The sequence below is a fragment of the Ruminococcus sp. genome, from assembly GCF_016283395.1.
The window spans coordinates 1-3290 of the sequence record NZ_JAEEMU010000012.1; the positions used below are offsets into that span (position 1 = coordinate 1).

2 protein-coding genes are annotated in these 3290 nt (G+C 45.4%); both read left to right on the forward strand.

The genetic code is table 11. From position 1 onward, the window contains the following. Nucleotides 1–2059 (forward strand): leucine-rich repeat domain-containing protein (locus QZZ41_RS00275; RefSeq protein ID WP_295066583.1); only part of this gene is annotated, 2059 nt, incomplete at its 5' end. Then, the coding region (locus tag QZZ41_RS00280; protein ID WP_295066585.1) for a leucine-rich repeat domain-containing protein at nt 2049–3290 on the forward strand (1242 nt) is incomplete at its 3' end. The genes QZZ41_RS00275 and QZZ41_RS00280, both read left to right, overlap by 11 nt.

Consider the following 3290-nt stretch of genomic DNA (forward strand, 5'->3'; position numbering starts at 1 on the left):
CGAAGGCAAAAAAGTCACTGAGCTTGGCAAGAACGCTCTGGGTAAAGACCACGAAAGCAATCCGTACCTTACCGTTACTATCCCTGCTTCCATTGAGTATATCTCCGCAGACAACCCTTTTATGTACTGCACAAAGCTCAAGGAGATAAAAGTAGACAGCGGTAATGCTGAGTATACTTCTGTTGAAGGAGTCCTCTTTACCAAGGACATGAAAACTCTGATATGCTATCCGTGGTGCAAGGAGGGCGACAGCTATACTATCCCCGAGGGAGTTACTACTCTCGGATTTGCTTCGTTCTACAGTGCAAAACTCACCACTCTGAATTTCCCGACTTCGCTTGAGATGATAGGTGCTTTCGCATTCGGCGACATGATATACCTTAAATCCGTGGATCTCAGTAAGACTATAATAAAGGCTCTCCCTAACTATGCATTCTCGAATTGCAGCACAATGGAAAATATTATTTTCCCTGACAGTCTTGAAGCTATCGGCGGCGGTGCTTTTTCAAGCTGTAGTCTCATAAAGGATATAGCTCTCCCAGAGTCGCTCACGTCTATCGGACAGTATGCCTTCGTGGATACAGGGCTCGATACTATAGTTATCCCCGATTCTGTGCAGGAGATCGGCTATTCCGCTTTCGGATACCGCTCATCGGAATACGGCGGTATCATACCTATGAACGATTTTACCTTAGTCGGTAAGATAGGCGGTGCAGCTTACAAATATTCTACAGACTCCGACAGCGACTACGACTATAAAAACAGCTTCACTTTCCTCACCCGTGAGGAATATACACAGGAGAAAGAGCTCCTGAACTTAGAAACTGTCAATTCAGGCGATTATACCTACGCTATCAAGAACAATACAACTCTGCTCATCTCATGCAGAGCTGCGGACAAGACCGTTACTGTACCCTCGGAAATAGACGGAAATACAATAACTGTCGTATACCCCGGCTGCTTCACACCTTGTCAGGCTGAGGAGATAATCCTGCCCGATACAGTCACTGAAATAAGAGAAAGTGCATTCCTGCAATGTCCAGAGCTCAAAACTCTCATTATCCCCGAAAGTGTAAAGAAAATAGGTCAGGCTGCCTTTGCTGAATGTGCAAAGCTTGAAACTATCGAGTTCAAGGGTGCTGAGACTATCGCAGAAGCTGTGTTCAGCGGCTGCGGCGCACTGAAAAAAGTAACAGCCGCAGGCTGTCTGAAGGACTGGCAGGACGATGAACCTTTCGTATACTGCCCGCTGCTTGAAGAAATAAACATCGGTGAGGGCGACGGAAATTACAGCTCTAACGACGGTATCCTCTACTCAAAGGACAAGACTTCACTTCTCTGCTACCCTGCAAATAAATCGGGCGACAGCTTCACTGTTCCCAACAGTGTAAAGGAGATAGGCATGTCTGCTTTCCTCAACAATAAGAACATCAAAAGCGTGAAAATGTCCAAAGTTGAGAAAATACTTGCATACGCATTTGAGGGCTGCTCAAATCTCAGCTCCGTTGAGGTCTCAGAAAAACTTAATACTATCGAAGCAGACGCATTTTATAACTGCACTTCACTGAAAAGCCTGAGACTTTACGAAAACCTCAAAACTATCGGCACTTGTGCATTCGGTTACTGCAAGGACCATTCTTCCGATGCTGAAACCGATACTGACACTGACACCGACTCGAAGGACTCCGAAACAGGCAATGACCTTCTCGTTGCAGGCTTCAAGCTCTATGCTCCCGAAAGCTCTAAGGCATATGAATACGCTAAAGAAAACGGCATTGAGGTCATTACAAATACAACAGAAATACTCGGAAAGAACATGGATACACGCTTCCTTTATACCCTAATCGGCATCATAAGCGCAGCTATCCTCACAGTCCTCGGCATACTCATCGGCAAGGGCGTAAAAAAGAAGAAGGCTGCTGCTGATAAAGCCAGAAGAAAAGAAAAGGCAGCCGAGCTCCGCAGCAAGAAGCAGGAGGAAGAAAAGGCTGACGAGGACGCAGATGACGATGATGAAGAATATGAGGACGATGAGGAGGAAGTATCCGATGAGGATTGATATAAAAAAGGCTGCCGCTTTATTTGTAGCAGGCTTTATGACATTATGCAGCGTACCGTTCAGTGCTGCTGCTGATAATTTACAGGGTGCAGGCGACGATCCGTTGACTGACGGTTCGTTTGTCTTTGAGCTCACAGACGACAATACTTACAAGATAACTCAGTGTACGGCTACTATCGTAGAATCCATACCTTCAATGAGAAACGGTACTGCTGTAACAGCTATCGGTGAGGGCGCATTTCTGAACTGTACTGCAATAACCTCACTTGATATCCCCGACTCTGTAACTACTATTGAACCAAGAGCCTTTTACGGCTGTGCATCGCTCAAAAACGTAAAACTGCCGAAAAAGCTGAAATCTCTCGGTGAATATGCATTCTTCTCGTGCAGTGCTCTCGAAAGCGTAAAGCTGCCTGATACACTTACGGAAGTTGCTCCGTTTACATTCGCACTTTGCGATAATCTTGAAAATGTAGAGCTTCCCGATACCATAACTTCATTCGGCGACTATGCATTTTATCAGTGCGGCAAGATAAGCTCATTCCGTCTGCCTGCTTCGCTTAAAGAAATAAACGACAACGCTATGGGCTGCTGGTTCTCAATAAATGATATTGATGCTTCCGCAACGAGCAATTTCATCTATGAGAACGAGATGCTAATGGATAAAGACAAGCACTTTATCTACCGTGCTTCAACTGAGATAAGCGGCGATGTAGTCATTCCCAACGGTGTAAACACTGTCAAAAGCGGTGCATTTTCCACCTGCGCCCAGATAACCAATCTGTTCCTGCCTAATTCGCTGGTATACATAGAAGACGAAGCGTTCAGGAACTGCTCATCTATCAAGAAAACTGACTTCGCAGAGGGCCTCAAAAGCATCGGATTTGGTGCATTTATGTTCGATATGGGACTTGAGACCGTAGACCTGCCGGCTTCTCTTGAACTTATTGACGAACTTGGTTTTGCTTATTGTATGAAGCTGAATAAGGTAGTGCTTACAGAGGGACTAAAGACCATAGGCAAGGAAGCGTTCCTCGGCTGTGAGGAGCTGAAACAGGTAAATATACCAAAGAGCGTAGCTCAGGTCGGTGAAGATGCTTTCGGTTTCACTTATGCAAACGAGCAGAAAACCAAGGTAAGCGGCTTCTCTATGAGCGTGTTCTCAGGCTCGGCAGCTGAAAAATACGCAAAGGCTAACAGCTTAGAGTATACAGCAAAAGATGTAAATATT